This is a genomic window from Actinokineospora sp. HUAS TT18, from assembly GCF_051364635.1.
GTDB lineage: Bacteria > Actinomycetota > Actinomycetes > Mycobacteriales > Pseudonocardiaceae > Actinokineospora.
Genome location: NZ_CP195645.1, coordinates 2,701,531 through 2,714,580 on the forward strand (window position 1 = coordinate 2,701,531; position 13,050 = coordinate 2,714,580).

The following is a 13,050-nucleotide window of genomic DNA, read 5'->3' on the forward strand; positions in this document are numbered from 1 at the left end:
AAAGATCAGCACTCGATGACGTTGAGAGCAAGGCCCCCGCGCGCCGTCTCCTTGTACTTCGTGTGCATGTCCGCACCGGTCTCACGCATGGTCTTGATGACCTTGTCCAGGTGCACGACGTGAGTCCCATCCCCACGCAAAGCCATCCGCGACGCGTTAATCGCCTTAGTAGACCCAACAGCATTCCGCTCAATACACGGAATCTGCACCAGCCCACCCACCGGATCACACGTGAGCCCCAGATGGTGCTCCAGCCCGATCTCCGCGGCGTTCTCCACCTGCGCCACCGACCCACCCAGCACCGCGGTCAACCCAGCAGCGGCCATCGCGCACGCCGAGCCAACCTCCCCCTGACACCCGACCTCTGCCCCCGAGATCGACCCAGTCTCCTTCAACACCACGCCAATAGCCGCGGCCGTCAACAGGAAGTCGACAACACCGTCCTCAGAGGCCACAGAGATGAACCGCGTGTAGTAGTGCAGCACCGCCGGAATGATCCCCGCCGCCCCATTCGTCGGCGCCGTGACAACCCGCCCACCGGAAGCGTTCTCCTCGTTCACCGCCAACGCATACAGCGAAACCCAGTCCATGACATACAACGGGTCGCCGGCGCCGTCCTCCGAGAGCAGCTTCTCGTGCAACGCCTTCGCCCGCCGCGGCACCTTCAGCCCACCCGGCAGCACGCCGTCCTGCTCACACCCGCGCGCCACGCAGTCCTGCATGACCTGCCAGATCGCGAGCAGCCCCGACCGGACCTCGTCCTCGGAACGCCACACCAACTCGTTGCGCATCATGACCTGCGCGATCGTCAAGTCGTTGGCGGCGCAGTGAGCCAACAAGTCCGCACCCGTGCGGAACGGGAACGGCACCGGAGTCGTGTCGGCGGAGATGACCGGGCCGTCAGCCGCGGTCTCGTCAAGCACGAACCCGCCGCCGACCGAGTAGTACGTCTTCGTGGCCAGCAGCTCGTCACCGGCCCACGCCGCGAAAGTCATGCCGTTGGGGTGCAGCGGCAGCGACTTGCGGCGGTGCATGACGAGGTCGTCGTCCTCAGCGAACGCGATCTCGTGGCGGCCGAGCAGCACGAGCCTGCCGGTGGAACGGATCTCGGCGACGCGGACCGGCACGGAGTCGGTGTCGACGTCCTCCGGCCGCGCGCCCTCCAAGCCCAGCAGCACGGCCTTGTCGCTGCCGTGCCCGTGACCGGTGGCGCCGAGCGAGCCGAACAGCTCGGCGCGCACCCTCGTCACCGACGTGAGTCGTTCTCCCAGACCGTCGACGAACATCAGCGCCGCCCGCATCGGACCCACGGTGTGTGAGCTGGACGGGCCGATCCCGATGCTGAACAAATCGAAAACGCTGACTGCCACGACGATCCTTCCAAACTTCCATCCAGCGTACTCGGGCCGCGGGTCACGCGGCCCGAGCAGACACTGAGGTTCAGCCCAACTCGGGGTACAGCGGGCGACGCTTGACCAGCAGGTCCACGCGGTCGCGCAGGTCCTTCTGGGTCGCTTCGTCGAAGTCGGGCCGCAGGGCGACCGCGATGATGTCGGAGACCTCGGCGAAGTCCTCGGCGTCGAAGCCGCGGGTGGCCAGCGCGGGGGTGCCGATGCGCAGGCCGGAGGTCACCATCGGGGGACGCGGGTCGTTCGGGACCGCGTTGCGGTTGACCGTGATGCCCACCGAGTGCAGCCGGTCCTCGGCCTGCTGGCCGTCGAGCTGCGAGTTGACCAGGTCGACCAGCACCAGGTGCACGTCGGTGCCGCCGGTGAGGACCTTGACGCCCGCCTCGGCGCAGTCGGCCTGGGTGAGGCGCTCGGCCAGGATCTTCGCGCCCGCCAGGACGCGCTGCTGGCGCTCGGCGAACTCCTCGGACGCGGCGATCTTGAACGAGACCGCCTTCGCCGCGATGACGTGCTCCAGCGGGCCCCCCTGCTGGCCCGGGAACACCGCGGAGTTGACCTTCTTGGCCAGGTCCTTGTCGTTGGTCAGCACCACGCCGCCCCGGGGTCCGCCGAGGGTCTTGTGCGTGGTCGTGGTGGTCAGGTGCGCGTGCGGCACCGGGTTCGGGTGCAGGCCCGCGGCCACCAGACCGGCGAAGTGCGCCATGTCCACCATGAGCAGCGCGCCGACCGAGTCGGCGATGCGGCGGAACTCGGCGAAGTCGAGCTGGCGCGGGTAGGCCGACCAGCCCGCGATGATCAGCTTCGGCTTGTTCTCCTGGGCGAGGCGCTCGACCTCGGCCATGTCGACCAGGCCGGTCTCGCTGTCGACCTTGTAGGCGACGACGTTGTAGAGCTTGCCCGAGAAATTGATCTTCATGCCGTGCGTCAGGTGCCCGCCGTGCGCGAGGTCCAGGCCCAGGATCGTGTCACCGGGGTTGAGGACCGCGAACATGGCCGCGGCGTTCGCCTGCGCGCCCGAGTGCGGCTGGACGTTGGCGAACTTCGCGCCGAAGAGCGCCTTGATCCGGTCGATCGCGAGCTTCTCGACGACGTCGACGTGCTCGCAGCCGCCGTAGTAGCGGCGGCCCGGGTAGCCCTCGGCGTACTTGTTGGTCAGCACCGAGCCCTGGGCCTCGAGCACGCCCACCGGGGCGAAGTTCTCCGAGGCGATCATCTCCAGGGTCGACTGCTGGCGGTGCAGCTCGGCGTTGACCGCGGCGGCGACGTCCGGGTCGACTTCAGCGAGAGACTGGCCGAAAGTGCTCTGTGTCTTTGATTCGCTCGCAAGCTCGCTCATGCGTCCCCCTCTTTAGTGAGATCGGCGTAGGCGGCGGCGTCGAGCAGCTCAGGCTCCTCGTCGACGCGCATGCGGAACAGCCAGCCGTCGCCGAACGGGTCGGTGTTGACCAGCTCGGGGGTGTCCACGACGGCCTCGTTGATCTCCACGACCTCGCCGTCGGCGGGGGCGAACAGGTCGCTGACCGACTTGGTCGACTCGATCTCGCCACACGGCTCGCCCTTGGTGAGCTTCTCGCCGACCTCGGGGAGCTGCACGAAGACCACGTCACCGAGCGCGTCGGCGGCGTACTTCGTCACACCGACCGTCGCGCTCGCCTCAGCGAGATCGACCCATTCGTGCTCCTCGGTGTAGCCGAGGTTCTCCGGGTTGCTCATTCTCTTTCTCCTGATCAGGCGGGACGCTTGTAGAAGGGCAGCTTGACGACCTCGACCGGCGTCTTCGTGCCACGGATGTCGACAGCCAGGGCCGTGCCGGGCGTGCTGACCGCCGTGGGCACGTACGCCATGGCGATCGGGTGGCCGAGCGTCGGGGAAAGGGCGCCGGACGTCACCGTACCCACCTCGACGCCGTCGCCGTCCACCACGGAGTACCCGTGTCGGGGGGCGCGGCGGCCTTCGCTCTTCAACCCCACGAGGATCTTCTCGGGGACGTCGGCGTCGCGGCGGGTCTCGAGGGCGGCACGGCCCACGAAATCGCCCTTCTCGAACTTCACGACGCGGCCGAGACCGGCGTCGAACGGGGTCAGCTCGACGCTGAGCTCGTTGCCGTAGAGCGGCATCCCGGCCTCAAGGCGCAGGGTGTCGCGGCAGGCCAGCCCGCACGGGACCAGGCCGTGGTCCTGCCCGGCCTCGGTCAGCGCGGCCCACACGTCGGCGGCGTGCTTGTCCTCGGAGTACAGCTCGAAGCCGTCCTCGCCGGTGTAGCCGGTGCGGGCGAGCAGCACGTCGTGGCCCGCGGCGGTGGCCGGGACGCTGGCGTAGTAGGCGAGCTTGTCGAGGTCGGCGCCGGTGACCGCGCGCACGATGTCGGCCGACGTCGGACCCTGCACGGCGATGAGCGCGCAGGTGGCGGAGCGGTCGTTCACCTCGACGGCGAAGCCCTTGGCCCGCTCACGCAGCTCGGCGGCTACCACTACGGCATTGGAGGCGTTGGCCACAACCATGAAGTGGTCGTCGGCGATGCGGTAGACGACCAGGTCGTCGAGCACGCCGCCGTCGGCGTCGCAGATCATCGTGTAGCGGGCCTTGCCCGGCTTGACCTTGGACAGGTGCCCGACCAGCGCGTAGTCCAGGGCGCGCGCCGCCTCGGGGCCGGTCAGCTCGATCTCACCCATGTGGCTGAGGTCGAACAGGCCAGACGCCTCACGCACCGCCTTGTGCTCGGCGAGTTCGCTGCCGTAGCGCAGGGGCATCGCCCAGCCTGCGAAGTCGGTGAACGAGGCACCGAGGGCCTCGTGCACCGCGTGCAGCGGGGAGGGGTTGCTCATGGAAGTTCGGTCTCCTTCGGCGCGCGTGCGGTCTCTGCTGATTTGATTCTGCTGACAAGACTGGGGGCAGCGTGGCACGGCGGGCGCAACAGCGCCGCGCTAATGAGTGCTGTGGTCGTGCGGGACAGGGTCATCGGGAGCTCCTCGATCGAACGCGACAGGGCGCACCTGTCCCGTACTTGGGAACTCCCCCTCTGTCATGGCACCTGAGAGCTTCACCGCGAACGCGGCTTGCACCGTGGGTGAGACGCGAACGGTCGCGTCTGCTTTCCAGAGTGGCCTGGCCTGGAACGGTAGGTTTACCTGAGAGTTTCCGGGGAGTTTGCTCCTTCGGTGCCCCACCCGAACTCGGTGGAGGCTCTCCCGTTCCGGCTCGTGCGGCCCGGTATTCAGTTGTCCGGGCGAACCCTAGTCGAGCCGGAAGCCGAACGGAAGTTCCAGCCGGTGCGCGGCCAGCAGCGACTCGTCGGCGAGCAGGTCCCTGGTCGGCCCGTCGGCGACGATCACGCCGTTGTCGATCAGCACGCTGCGAGGGCACAGTTGCAGTGCGTAAGGCAGGTCGTGGGTGACCATGAGCATCGTGCGCTCCAGGCCGAGCAGCACCTCGGCCAGCTCGCGCCGGGCCACCGGCTCCAGGTTGGCCGACGGCTCGTCGAGGACCAGGATCTCCGGGTCGCACGCCAGCACCGTGGCCAACGCCACGCGCCTGCGCTGGCCGCCGGACAGGTGCATCGGGGAGCGGTCGGCGTGCTCGGCCATCCCCACCGCGTCCAGGGCCTGCTTGACCCGCAGCTCCAGCTCCGCGCCGCGCAGGCCGAAGTTGGCCGGGCCGAAGGCGACGTCGTCGCGGACCGTCGGCATGAACAGCTGGTCGTCTGGGTCCTGGAAGACCACCCCCACGCGGCGGCGGATCTCCTTCAGGTTGGCCTTCTCCACCGGCAGGCCCGCGACCTCGATGCGGCCCGCGCCCGCCGTCAGCACGCCGTTGAGGTGCATGACCAGCGTCGTCTTGCCCGCGCCATTCGGGCCGAGGACCGCCACCCGCTCCCCCGCCTCGACCGTGAGGTCGACCCCGAAGAGCGCCTGCCTGCCGTCGGGATAGGCGTAGGCGAGTCGGTCGACGTGCAGCGCGGTCATGCCCACAGGGTGGCACCCAGCACGGTGACACCGAGTATCGCGCCCATGCTCGCCGCCGGGGCCAGCCCCACGAGCCACTGGCGGGCACCCGCGGCCCGGCTCTCCCCTGGGAGGGTGCCCGACCAGCCGCGCGACACCATGGCCAGGTGGACGCGCTCGCCGCGCTCGTAGCTGCGGATGAACAGCGTGCCGATGCCGCGCGCGGTGGCGCCGAGCTGCCACAGGAAGCGCGGGTCGTGGCCGCGGCTGATCCTGGCCGTGCGCATCCGCCTGGCCTCGGCGGCGATGACGTCGAGGTAGCGCAGCATGAGCGTGGCGATGGTGATGACCATGGCCGGGACGCGCAGCCGCTGCAGGCCCAGGATCAGCTCGCGCGGCGACGTCGTCGCGGCCAGGGTCAGCGACGTGAGCACGCCGAGGGTGCCCTTGGCCAGGATGTTCCAGCCCGCCAGCAGGCCCGGTTCCGACAGCGCGATCCCGAACACGTCGACCGTCTGTCCACTCGCGACAAACGGCAGCACCAGCGCGAGCACGACGAACGGCGTCTCGATCAGCGCACGGGCCGCGAGCCAGCCGGGCGGGATCCGCGCGGCGACCCAAACCGCTGACAGCACAAGGAAATAGAGGCCGAACGCGACGAACTCGGTTCGCGGGGTCGCGACGACACACAGCACCATCGCCACCGCCGCGACGATCTTCACCTGCGGCGGCAGCCGGTGCACCGCGGTGGCGCCGGGGCGGTGCAGCAGGTCCATCAGGTCTTCACTGGCCGCTTGCGCAGCGCCCAGAACAGCCCGCCCGCCACGGCCAGGGTGATCCCGACACCGAGGACACCCGCCAGGCCGGTCGAGCCGTCCGAGCCGCCGACGGTGTAGTCGGCCAGCGGGCTGTCGGCCAGTTTGTGGTCCTCGGCGTTCTTCGCGATGCACGAGCCGGTCAGCTGGTCGTCGATGACCTCGCAGCCCTGCATGGTCGCGTGGTCGAGGCCGTCGGGGTTCGAGTCGGCGAAGTAGGACACCGCTCCCGCGACGACCAGGGCGGCGAACAGGAAGCCGAGGAAGAACTTCTTCACGCCGTGACCCCCGAGCGCAGTTCGAGCGGCTTGCGCACACCGCGCAGCAGATAGACGAGGTCGGGCCGGACGGCCGCGACCGCGCCGACGGTCAGCGCCGTGATGACGCCCTCACCGACGCCGATCAGGACGTGCACGCCGACAACCGTGCCCGCGACCCCGCCGATCGGGAACGCCGTGTCGCCGCCGATGGCGAACTGCAGCACGAACCCGAGCGAGGCGACCACGGTGTTGATCAGCGCGGCGATGAACGCCACCGCGACCAGCCCACCCCGCCCGCGCGCCGCGATGCTCTTGAGCGCTGTCGCGACCAGGAAGCCCGCGGCGGTGCCGATGAGCGCCATGTTGGTGACGTTCGCGCCCAGCGCGGTCAGACCGCCGTCGGCGAACACAAGCGCCTGCACGACCAGCACGATCGACACACACAGGGCGCCGACCCACGGCCCCACCAGGATCGCGGCGAGCGCGCCGCCGAGCAGGTGGCCGCTCACGCCGGGCAGCACCGGGAAGTTGATCATCTGCGCGGCGAAGACGAACGCCGCGACCAGCCCGGCCATCGGCGCGGTGCGGTCGTCGAGATCGCCCCTGGCCCGCGCGGCCGCGATCGCCACGCCGATCACGGCGACCCCGATGAACAACATCGACGTGGTGGCGTTCAGCAGGCCGTCGCTCATGTGCATGGCGAGTCCACTCATTCGTCCAGCGTAATTGCCAGCCGTGCGCTACCGCCAGTGTGTTGCAGTAAGCGGTCCCGGCCGATGGGAACCGGATGCCTGGCCGAAGAGTCGGACCTCTACGGTGTGATCGCACCAAAACACTCTGAGTCTCCAGGGGGAGCCGTCATGACCCAGCCGCCGCAGCAGCCCTTCGGCCAACCCGACCCGTACCAGGGCGGCTACCCGCAGAGCGGTGGCTATCCGCAGCAAGGCGGCTATCCGCAGCAGGGTGGTCCGCAGCAGGGCGGGTATCCCCAGCAGGGCGGTTTCCCGCAGCAGGGCGGTTTCCCACAGCCCGGCCAGCCGCAGCCCGGCCAGCCGCAGCCGGGCCAGCCGCAGCCCGGCCAGCCCGGTTTCCAGCAGGGATTCCCACAGCAGGGTGGTTTCCCGCAGCAGGGCGCGTACCCGCAGCAGCAGCAGTACGGCGACCAGGGTTTCTACGGCGGCCCGCCCCAGCGCAGCAAGCTGCCGTGGATCCTCGCGGGCGCGGGCATCGTGGTGATCGGCGTCGTGCTGACCCTGGTGTTCACCCTCACCGGCGGCGGCGCGCGCGGCGCGGTCGAGTCCTACATCTCGGCCATCGAGGCCCGCGACGCCAAAGCGCTCAACGACCTGTCGTGTGACAAGAGCCACCCGATCTCCCAGGACGTGTTCGAGAAGAACAAGGACCGCGTCCCGACGAACCTGAAGATCGTCAGCGTCACCGAGAACGGCGACAAGGCCGACGCCAAGGTCGAGATGACGATCAGCGGCAAGCAGCGCACCCAGGACCTCGAACTGAAGAAGCAGGACGGCGACTGGTGCATGGCCTGACCGGTTTCCCGGCCAAGGCCAAGTGAGGGGTCAGGCGCCCAGACGCACCAGCGTTCGGGCGCCCCGGCCCTCACGCATGTCGGTGAACGCGGCCTCGACGCCGTCGAGGTCGGTGGTCGCGGTCACCAGGCCCGACACGTCGAGCTGTCCACTTCGGACCAGGTCGAGCAGGCGCGGCACGTCGACGTCGGGGTCGATGGAGCCGTAGAGGCAGCCGGTGATCGTGCGGCCGAAGTGGTACAGCTCCAGCGCGCTGAACTCGACCTTGGACTTGGCCGAGCCGATGCCGACGATGACCAGGTGGCCGCCCCGCCTGCTCGACGCCCACGCGGTGCGGATGGCGGCGGGGTGCCCAGCGCACTCGAAGGCGACGTCGGCGCCGCGGCCCGAGGTCATCGAGCGCACGGTCTTCGCGGTCGACTCGTCGGAGACAAGGAAGTCGGTGGCGCCGAGCGACAGCGCCAGTTCGGCCTTGGACTCGACGGTGTCCACCGCGATGATCCGCTCCGCCCCGGCGATCCGGGCCGCCTGCAGCACCGACAGGCCCACCCCGCCGATGCCGACGACCACCACCGTCTGACCGGGCTGCACGTCGGCGGTGTTGAACACCGCGCCCGCGCCGGTCAGCACGGCGCAGCCGATGACGGCGGCCTGGTCGAGCGGGAAGTCCTGCGGGATCTTCACCGCGCCCCGCTCGGGGACGATCGTCTCCTCGGCGAACGCGCCCGCACCCAGCGTCGGGTACAGCGGCGTGCCGTCGGGCAGCGTCGCGTGCGGGATCTGGGCAGCGTCGGCGGCCCGCTCGCACAGGTACGGCTCGCCCGCCTCGCAGTACCAGCACTCACGGCACGGGGGCGCCCAGTTCAGCAGCACGTGATCACCGGGGACGAGGCTCGTCACGCCCTCCCCCACCGACAGCACGACGCCCGCGCCCTCGTGGCCGAGCACCGCGGGCACCGGCTGGCGCAGCGTGCCGTTCGACAGCGACAGGTCCGAGTGGCAGACCCCCGCCGCGACGACCCGCACCTTGACCCGGCCGGGGCCGGGCTCGGGCAGGACGATGTCGGTGACCTCCAGCGGCTTCCCCTGCTCGGAAAGCACAACGGCCCTGACCATTCGGACTCCTCGTACGTCGACTGACTCGAACCTAGCCCAGCGTCCCGGACACCGATGCGTGACCCTTCAGCAGGTTTCGGGCGATGGTGCGGCGCTGGATCTCGTCGGTGCCCTCGTAGATCCGCAGCAGCCGCAGCTCGCGGTACCAGCGCTCCACCGGCAGCTCCCGGGTGTAGCCCATGCCGCCGTGGATCTGCAGGACCCGGTCGACGATCTCGTTGGCCTTGACGCCGCCGAACAGCTTGGCCACCGACTGCGCGTGCCGCGAGTCGGCCCCGGAGTCGACCAGCCACGCCGCGTGCAGCACCAGCCAGCGCAGCGCCTCGATCTCCACCGCCGAGTCCGCGATCATCCACTGGATCGCCTGGTAGTCGGCGATGGGCTTGCCGAAGGTGACGCGGGTGTTGGCCTGCTCGATCGCCATGCCGACCAGCCGCTCACACGCGCCGAGCGCGCGGGCGGGCAGCAGATAGCGGCCGCGGCCGATCCACTGCATGGCCAGCTCGAACCCGCGGCCGACCTCGCCCAGGATGTTCTCCCGCGGCACGCGGACGTCCTCGAACACCAGCGCGGCCGGACCCCACTGGCCCATCGTGTCGATCGGCTCGGACTTCCAGCCCGCTTCCCGATCGACCAAGAAACAAGTCACGCCGCCGTTGGCGCCCTTCTCCTTGTCCGTCACCGCGAAGACCATCGTGAAGTCGGCCTCGTGGCCGCCGGTGATGAACGTCTTCTCGCCGTTGATGATCCAGTCGGCGCCGTCCTGCCGGGCCGACGTGCGGATCGCCTTCGCGTCGGACCCCGCGCCGGGCTCGGTGATCGCGAAGCACGACTTGCGCTCGCCGCTGATCGTCGGCAGCAGGTAACGCTGCTTCTGCTCGTCGTTGGCGTGGTACAGGATGTTGTCGGCGGCGCCGCCGAAGCGGAACGGGACGAACGAGCGCCCCAGTTCCGCCTCCAGCAGCGCCGTCATGACCGCGCTGAGCCCCATGCCGCCGTACTCCTGCGGCGTCTGCACACCCCAGAAGCCCGAATCCTTCGCCTTGAGCTGCAACGCTTTCAGCTCGTCGACCGGCAAGCCGGGCTGGTTGGCCCGCTCGCGGCGCAGGACCTCGGCCTCCAGCGGCATGATCTCCTTGCGGACGAACGTGCGCACCCAGTCGCGGACTTCGCGTTCCTCAGGGCTCAGCGAGAAATCCATGTCGCTCCTTACACGAAGGCGTTGATCCCGGTCAGCGCGCGGCCGATGAGCAGCTTCTGGATCTGGCTGGTGCCCTCGTAGAGCGTCATGACGCGCGCGTCGCGCAGGAACTTGGCGACCGGGTACTCGTCGAGGTAGCCATAGCCGCCGAAGACCTGGATCGCCAGGTTCGCCGCCGACACCGCGTTCTCGCTGGCGAACAGCTTGGCCATCGACGCGGCCGTGCCGAACGGCTGCCCGCGCTCGATCAGGTCGGCCACGCGCCACACCAGCAGCCGCGCCGCGTCCGTCGCCACGGCCATGTCCGCCAACATCTCCTGCACCAGCTGGTAGCCGGCGATGGGCTTGCCGAACTGGGTGCGCTCGGTGGCGTACTTGACGCTGGCGTCCAGCGCGCCCTTGGCCAGGCCGACGCAGCCCGCCGCCACCGACATCCGGCCCTTGTCCAGCGCCGACATCGCGATCTTGAAGCCGACACCCTCCTCACCCAGCCGGGCCGAGGCGGGCACTCGGACGCCGTCGAGGACGAGTTCGCCGGTCGACTGGCCGCGCAGGCCGAGCTTGCCCTTGATCTCCCGGTGGGTGAACCCGGCGGCGTCGGTCGGGACGAGGAAGGCACTGATGCCCTTGGCGCCGGGGCCGCCGGTGCGGGCGAAGATCAGCGACACGTCGGCCCAGGTGCCGTTGGTGATGAACATCTTCGAGCCGGTGATGACGTAGTCGTCGCCGTCGCGCACGGCGCGGGTGGCCAGGCTGCCGGCGTCGGAGCCGGTGTCGGGCTCGGTCAGGCCGAAGCAGGCCAGGGACTCGCCGGAGCTGAGCCGGGGCAGCCAGTGCCGCTTCTGCTCCTCGTCGCCCCAGTAGGCGATGGACTTGCCGACCAGGCCGAGGGAGACGCTGACGATGCCCCGGATCGCGGAGTCGCCACGACCGAGCTCCTCCATCATCAGGCAGTACGACAGGTGGTCGCCGCCGGAGCCGCCGTACTCCTCCGGGATGGTCATGCCGAGGAACCCGATGGCGCCGAGCTTGCCGACGATGGCGCGGTCGACCTGCTCGCGCCGGTCCCACTCGGCCGCGTTCGGCACGACCTCCTTGTCGATGAAGTCGCGCGCGAGATCCCACAGGGCCTGCTGCTCGTCGCTGAGTGCGAGGTCCATGACGCTCCCTGGATAAACCATACGGTGTTAGGTTTACTCAGGATAGGCCGCCGGACCCGTCGGCACCACGTGACCCAGGAGACACCTTGCCCCGTCCGAGCACCCCGCTGCTGAACCGGGCACGCATCCGCTCGCACGCGCTGGCGATGGTCGACGCGGCCGGTTTGGGCGGCCTGTCGATGCGCAAGCTCGCGGGCGAGCTCGGCGTGCAGGCACCCTCGCTTTACACGCACTACCGCACGAAAGACGAGCTGCTGCAGGACATCGCCGACGACATCATGTCCACTGTGGACGTCAGCGACTTCGCCACCGACTGGGCCGCGGGCGTGCGGACGTGGGCGCGCTCGTACCGTGCGGCGATGGCGGCCCACCCGAACATGGTCCCGGTCATCGCCTCCGGCCCCGCCCGCCGCGAGACCGCACTGGCCCGCGCCGACGCCGTCCACGGCGGCCTGGTGCGCGCGGGCTGGCCGCCGCGCTACGCCACGATGATCGGCGCGTCCACGAAGTACCTGGTCCTCGGCGCGGCGATGAGCTCGTTCTCCCGCGGGTTCGAGGACGACGTGCAGGTCTACGTCGACCGGTACCCGCACCTCGACCAGGCCCACCGCCTGCGCGACCACGCCGACGAGATCGACGCCGACAGCTTCGAGCTGGCCCTGGACGCCTTCATCCACGGCCTCACAGCGCTGCGCGCGACCCTGTGACCGCCGCCGCGACGAAGTCCTGGACCACCGCGTTCGCCCCCGGCGCCCACGCCACGGCGACTTGGCTGGGGCTGATCCCGGTCACCGGCCGGTAGACCACTCCCGGCCGCGCGTAGAACCGCGCCGTCGACTCGGGGGCCAGCGCGACCCCGTAGCCGTTGGCGATGGCTTGGAGCCACTCGTCGGGCTGATCGGTGACCGCCCCGATCCGCGGCGGGGTGTCCCGATGGTCGACGGCGAGCCAGTAGTCGCGCCATTCACCGGTCTCGGCCGGTGCGGCGACGAACGGCTCGTCCCGCAGGTCCGCGAAGGCGACGCTGTCCCGCTGGGCGAGCGGATGCGTCGCGGCGAGCGCGACGCAGCGGGGCTCGGCGAACAGCGCTTGGACGCGAAATCGCTCCTGACCGGGGAACGGGAGCCGCAACAGGGCGACATCGACCTCGCCGCCCGCCAGCCCGGCCGACGGGTCGGACCAGGTCGCCTGCCGCATGTCGACCCGCCACCCCGGCCGCTTCCGGTTGAAGAGCGCGATGATCTCCTGCGTCGCCTCGTTGGCGGCGCTGGCGATGAACCCGACTCGGACGACTTTGGCCGCGGCCTTCGCCGCCCGCACCGCCTCGTCGTTCGCTTCCAGGACAGCGGGGGCGTGCTCGGCCAGCGCGTGCCCGGCCGCCGTGAGTTCCATGCCCGTGCGGGAGCGGGTGAACAGCGGGACGCCGACGAGGGCTTCAAGGTGCTTGACCTGCTTGGTCAACGCGGGCTGGGAGACGTAGAGCCGCTCGGCCGCCCGGGTGAGGCTCCCCTCCTCGGCGATGGCGAGGAAGGAGCGCAGCAGGCGGGCATCCATTCCTTGAAGTTATAGCCGCAGGTATTGGCGGTCAACCGGGGTGAGCG

At 69.9% G+C, this 13,050-nt stretch carries 14 protein-coding genes and 1 riboswitch; of the genes, 2 read left to right on the forward strand and 12 right to left on the reverse strand.

Annotated features, from left to right (window positions below; translation table 11 throughout):
- Positions 1-5 precede the first annotated feature (5 nt).
- The 8 genes from ACSHT8_RS11880 to ACSHT8_RS11915 all read right to left on the reverse strand — a co-directional run bounded on the left by ACSHT8_RS11880 (position 6) and on the right by ACSHT8_RS11915 (position 7,138).
- Entirely contained in the window at positions 6-1,370 is a 1,365-nt protein-coding gene (locus ACSHT8_RS11880) for an L-serine ammonia-lyase (protein ID WP_436500579.1), read from the reverse strand.
- A 70-nt stretch (positions 1,371-1,440) separates the two neighbouring features.
- Positions 1,441-2,745: a serine hydroxymethyltransferase gene (gene glyA / locus ACSHT8_RS11885; RefSeq protein ID WP_436500580.1), complete on the reverse strand. Its 1,305-nt coding sequence runs from the start codon at positions 2,743-2,745 to the stop codon at positions 1,441-1,443.
- Entirely contained in the window at positions 2,742-3,122 is a 381-nt protein-coding gene (gene gcvH, locus ACSHT8_RS11890) for a glycine cleavage system protein GcvH (RefSeq protein WP_436500582.1), read from the reverse strand. The genes glyA and gcvH overlap by 4 nt, the downstream gene beginning before the upstream one ends.
- 14 nt (positions 3,123-3,136) lie before the next feature.
- Complete coding sequence (gene gcvT, locus ACSHT8_RS11895) at positions 3,137-4,234, reverse strand: glycine cleavage system aminomethyltransferase GcvT (RefSeq protein WP_436500584.1); 1,098 nt, start codon at positions 4,232-4,234, stop codon at positions 3,137-3,139.
- 281 nt (positions 4,235-4,515) lie between these two features.
- A riboswitch (glycine riboswitch) is annotated at positions 4,516-4,610 on the reverse strand.
- 32 nt (positions 4,611-4,642) lie between these two features.
- Complete coding sequence (locus ACSHT8_RS11900; RefSeq protein ID WP_436500586.1) at positions 4,643-5,371, reverse strand: energy-coupling factor ABC transporter ATP-binding protein; 729 nt, start codon at positions 5,369-5,371, stop codon at positions 4,643-4,645.
- The gene (cbiQ, locus tag ACSHT8_RS11905; protein ID WP_436500588.1) at positions 5,368-6,126 is read right to left on the reverse strand and encodes a cobalt ECF transporter T component CbiQ; all 759 of its coding nucleotides are present in this window, start codon (positions 6,124-6,126) and stop codon (positions 5,368-5,370) included. The genes ACSHT8_RS11900 and cbiQ overlap by 4 nt, the downstream gene beginning before the upstream one ends.
- A complete protein-coding gene (locus ACSHT8_RS11910) occupies positions 6,126-6,443 on the reverse strand; it encodes a PDGLE domain-containing protein (protein ID WP_436500589.1) in 318 nt (105 codons plus the stop codon). The genes cbiQ and ACSHT8_RS11910 overlap by 1 nt, the downstream gene beginning before the upstream one ends.
- Positions 6,440-7,138 (reverse strand): energy-coupling factor ABC transporter permease, encoded by a 699-nt coding sequence (locus ACSHT8_RS11915; RefSeq protein ID WP_436500590.1) that lies wholly within the window; start codon positions 7,136-7,138, stop codon positions 6,440-6,442. Before ACSHT8_RS11915 ends, ACSHT8_RS11910 begins: the two co-directional genes overlap by 4 nt.
- Positions 7,139-7,285: 147 nt before the next feature.
- Here ACSHT8_RS11915 and ACSHT8_RS11920 point away from each other — a divergent pair, with 147 nt between their 5' ends.
- Positions 7,286-7,972 (forward strand): Rv0361 family membrane protein, encoded by a 687-nt coding sequence (locus tag ACSHT8_RS11920; RefSeq protein ID WP_436500592.1) that lies wholly within the window; start codon positions 7,286-7,288, stop codon positions 7,970-7,972.
- 30 nt (positions 7,973-8,002) lie between these two features.
- On the opposite strand, the gene ACSHT8_RS11925 is transcribed toward ACSHT8_RS11920, so the two are convergent.
- Genes ACSHT8_RS11925 through ACSHT8_RS11935 form a run of 3 tightly spaced genes read right to left on the reverse strand, consistent with a single transcriptional unit; the run spans position 8,003 to position 11,449 of the window.
- A complete protein-coding gene (locus ACSHT8_RS11925; RefSeq protein ID WP_436500594.1) occupies positions 8,003-9,088 on the reverse strand; it encodes a Zn-dependent alcohol dehydrogenase in 1,086 nt (361 codons plus the stop codon).
- A gap of 31 nt (positions 9,089-9,119) precedes the next feature.
- Positions 9,120-10,289, reverse strand: coding sequence for an acyl-CoA dehydrogenase family protein (locus tag ACSHT8_RS11930; protein ID WP_436500595.1), 1,170 nt, complete (start codon positions 10,287-10,289; stop codon positions 9,120-9,122).
- Positions 10,290-10,297: 8 nt separating this feature from the next.
- On the reverse strand, positions 10,298-11,449 hold the full coding sequence (locus ACSHT8_RS11935; protein WP_436500597.1) for an acyl-CoA dehydrogenase family protein: 1,152 nt from the start codon (positions 11,447-11,449) through the stop codon (positions 10,298-10,300).
- An 86-nt stretch (positions 11,450-11,535) separates the two neighbouring features.
- Here ACSHT8_RS11935 and ACSHT8_RS11940 point away from each other — a divergent pair, with 86 nt between their 5' ends.
- Positions 11,536-12,156 carry a TetR/AcrR family transcriptional regulator gene (locus tag ACSHT8_RS11940; protein WP_436500599.1) on the forward strand — a complete coding sequence of 207 codons (621 nt, stop codon included), beginning with the start codon at positions 11,536-11,538 and terminating at the stop codon, positions 12,154-12,156.
- On the opposite strand, the gene ACSHT8_RS11945 is transcribed toward ACSHT8_RS11940, so the two are convergent.
- Entirely contained in the window at positions 12,131-13,003 is an 873-nt protein-coding gene (locus tag ACSHT8_RS11945) for a LysR family transcriptional regulator (RefSeq protein WP_436500601.1), read from the reverse strand. The two genes, ACSHT8_RS11940 and ACSHT8_RS11945, sit on opposite strands and share 26 nt — an antisense overlap.
- Positions 13,004-13,050 lie beyond the last annotated feature (47 nt).

Excerpts from the sequence above, each read along its gene's own strand:
- glyA (WP_436500580.1), bottom strand. The coding sequence starts at position 2,745 with ATGAGCGAGCTTGCGAGCGAATCAAAGACACAGAGCACTTTCGGCCAG.
- gcvH (WP_436500582.1), bottom strand. The coding sequence starts at position 3,122 with ATGAGCAACCCGGAGAACCTCGGCTACACCGAGGAGCACGAATGGGTC.
- gcvT (WP_436500584.1), bottom strand. The coding sequence starts at position 4,234 with ATGAGCAACCCCTCCCCGCTGCACGCGGTGCACGAGGCCCTCGGTGCC.
- ACSHT8_RS11900 (WP_436500586.1), bottom strand. The coding sequence starts at position 5,371 with ATGACCGCGCTGCACGTCGACCGACTCGCCTACGCCTATCCCGACGGC.
- cbiQ (WP_436500588.1), bottom strand. The coding sequence starts at position 6,126 with ATGGACCTGCTGCACCGCCCCGGCGCCACCGCGGTGCACCGGCTGCCG.
- ACSHT8_RS11915 (WP_436500590.1), bottom strand. The coding sequence starts at position 7,138 with ATGAGTGGACTCGCCATGCACATGAGCGACGGCCTGCTGAACGCCACC.
- ACSHT8_RS11920 (WP_436500592.1), top strand. The coding sequence starts at position 7,286 with ATGACCCAGCCGCCGCAGCAGCCCTTCGGCCAACCCGACCCGTACCAG.
- ACSHT8_RS11925 (WP_436500594.1), bottom strand. The coding sequence starts at position 9,088 with ATGGTCAGGGCCGTTGTGCTTTCCGAGCAGGGGAAGCCGCTGGAGGTC.
- ACSHT8_RS11930 (WP_436500595.1), bottom strand. The coding sequence starts at position 10,289 with ATGGATTTCTCGCTGAGCCCTGAGGAACGCGAAGTCCGCGACTGGGTG.
- ACSHT8_RS11935 (WP_436500597.1), bottom strand. The coding sequence starts at position 11,449 with ATGGACCTCGCACTCAGCGACGAGCAGCAGGCCCTGTGGGATCTCGCG.
- ACSHT8_RS11945 (WP_436500601.1), bottom strand. The coding sequence starts at position 13,003 with ATGGATGCCCGCCTGCTGCGCTCCTTCCTCGCCATCGCCGAGGAGGGG.